The 2,157-nt window shown below is 65.9% G+C and carries 4 protein-coding genes; 3 read left to right on the top strand and 1 reads right to left on the bottom strand.

The window, feature by feature from the left end; all coding sequences use genetic code 11:
- On the bottom strand, positions 1 to 134 hold a 134-nt coding region (locus HUK84_RS22895), incomplete at its 3' end, for a sulfurtransferase TusA family protein (RefSeq protein ID WP_176641117.1).
- 99 nt (positions 135 to 233) lie between these two features.
- On the opposite strand from HUK84_RS22895, the gene HUK84_RS15680 reads away from it, so the two are divergent.
- From HUK84_RS15680 to HUK84_RS15670, 3 genes are all read left to right on the top strand, one after another.
- On the top strand, positions 234 to 638 hold the full coding sequence (locus tag HUK84_RS15680) for a MucR family transcriptional regulator (RefSeq protein WP_176641116.1): 405 nt from the start codon (positions 234 to 236) through the stop codon (positions 636 to 638).
- 91 nt (positions 639 to 729) lie between these two features.
- Positions 730 to 1,242 carry a Fur family transcriptional regulator gene (locus HUK84_RS15675; RefSeq protein WP_246285723.1) on the top strand — a complete coding sequence of 171 codons (513 nt, stop codon included), beginning with the start codon at positions 730 to 732 and terminating at the stop codon, positions 1,240 to 1,242.
- Positions 1,239 to 2,084: a GNAT family N-acetyltransferase gene (locus HUK84_RS15670; RefSeq protein ID WP_176641115.1), complete on the top strand. Its 846-nt coding sequence runs from the start codon at positions 1,239 to 1,241 to the stop codon at positions 2,082 to 2,084. The genes HUK84_RS15675 and HUK84_RS15670 overlap by 4 nt, the downstream gene beginning before the upstream one ends.
- Positions 2,085 to 2,157: the final 73 nt, after the last annotated feature.

Here is a 2,157-nt window from a genome sequence, read left to right as displayed (position 1 = left end):
GGCACCGCGCCGCGCAGCCGCACCCGCAGCCGCCCGCCCGCCGGCAGCCGGTCCAGTGCCAGGCGGGTTCGGACGAACGTCATCGGACAGGTCTCGCCGGTAATATCGAGGATGGCGGTTTCACTATCGGTCACGGATCACTCCCGGCAGTTCATCTTATTGTTGGGCGTAGTTGCGGCGCGGGCCCGTTCAATTATATAGGGACCCGATTGTTTGACTGACGGGATATGGGTATGGCCCAGGAAATGAACAAAGGCGGCTTGCGGGATCTGACGGCGCAAATCGCGGCGGCCTATGTCTCGGGCAACGGCGTCGAAGCGGCCTCTCTGCCCGATCTGATCCAGAAGATCTATGCCACCCTCGACGGGCTGGGCCGCGCCGTGGCCGAGCCCGAGCGGCCGGTTCCGGCCGTGCCGCCGAAGAAATCCGTCTTCCCCGACTACATTATCTGCCTGGAAGACGGCAAGAAACTGAAAATGTTGAAGCGCCATCTGAAAACCGCCTATAACCTGACCCCGGACGAGTATCGGGAGCGGTGGGGCCTGCCGCACGACTACCCGATGGTGGCGCCGAACTATGCCAGCCATCGTTCGTCCCTTGCGCGGAAAATCGGACTGGGCACCAAGCGCGAGGATTGAGAGGGACGCAAGGTGGCGGCACGGGCCCTATCGAGGGGGAGGCGGTAGCTTCGTTGGACCAGATGTCTGATGTTCGGACAAGGCCGTCGACATGGTAGCGGCCGGCGACGCCATGGAGTCGCGGATCGGGCGGATGTGTGTCGAGCGGGGTCTGAAGATGACCGGACAGCGCCGGGTCATCGCCCGCGTCCTGTCCGAGGCCGAGGATCATCCCGACGTCGAGGAACTCTATCGCCGCGCCGTCGGCCTGGATGCGCGGATTTCGGTCGCCACCGTCTATCGCACCGTCCGCCTGCTGGAAGAGAAGGGCATCCTTGAGCGCCGCGATTTCGGCGGCGGCCGGGCGCGTTACGAGGCCACCGAGGAAGGCGACCATTATCACCTGATCGATGTGGACACCGGCAAGGTCGTCGAGTTCGAGGATACGGAACATGCAGCGCTGATGAAACGTATCGCCGATCGCCTGGGTTTCGACCTGGTCTCCCACCGGCTGGAATTGTTCGCCCGCCGAAAGCCGGCGGTCGCCGCGCTGGACGGGCCGGCCGCGCCGCGCCGCGCCGCGAAGCAACCCGTCGCGAAGCAGAAGGATGGATCGTCACGGTGAGTATCGAGCAACCCGTCCGGTCCCTGTCGACCCTGGAGCTTGAACGCAACGGGTTCCCCGAATTGCGGGCGGGCAATCTCGGCGTGCGCATCGCCGCCAACGAGGCCGAGCGCGATGCCGCGCAGGCGCTGCGCTATCGCGTGTTCTACGACGAAATGGGCGCGCGCCCCGACGAACGGACCCTGCGCACGCGCCGCGACGTCGATGAATTCGACAATGTCGCGGACCATCTGCTGGTGATCGACCATGCGGTCTCCTCGGGTGCCAAGGGCGTGGTCGGGACCTACCGGCTGATGCAGGGTGAAAACGCGCAGAAAATCGGCCGGTTCTACAGTTCGGGCGAATATGACCTGTCGCCCCTGACCGAATTTCCCGGCCGGCTGCTCGAGGTCGGGCGATCCTGCGTCGATCCGAATTATCGCGGCCGCGCGGCGATGCAGTTGCTGTGGCGGGGCATCGCCTCGTACATCTTCCTGCACCGGATCGATGTCCTGTTCGGCTGCGCCAGCCTGCCGGGCATCGATCCGGGGCCGCTGAGCGACGAACTGACCTATCTGTACCATAACCACCTGGCGCCTCCGGCCCTGCGCCTGCGCGCGCTGCCGCACCGGCGGGTGGAGATGCTGCGCACCGACCCCAATACCCTGGACCACCGGCGCTGCCTGGCGCGGCTGCCGCCGCTGATCAAGGGCTATCTGCGGCTGGGGGGCTATGTCGGCGACGGCGCGGTGGTCGACGACCAGTTCAACACCACCGACGTCGCGGTGATCGTCAAGAGCGAACTGCTGGCGGACAAATATTACCGCCATTACGAACGACGCCTGCGTGACGCTCTCGATTAGGGCGATCGAGGATGCACCCGCGCGCGCGGCCCGGCCGTGGCGCGCGCTGTCGGCCGGCCTGGACGAAGCGGCC

Origin of the sequence: Nguyenibacter vanlangensis (assembly GCF_013376155.1) — a bacterium.
Taxonomy (GTDB): Bacteria; Pseudomonadota; Alphaproteobacteria; order Acetobacterales; family Acetobacteraceae; genus Gluconacetobacter; species Gluconacetobacter vanlangensis.
Note: the sequence above shows the minus strand (reverse complement) of the source record. Positions and strands in the feature narration are given on the sequence as shown.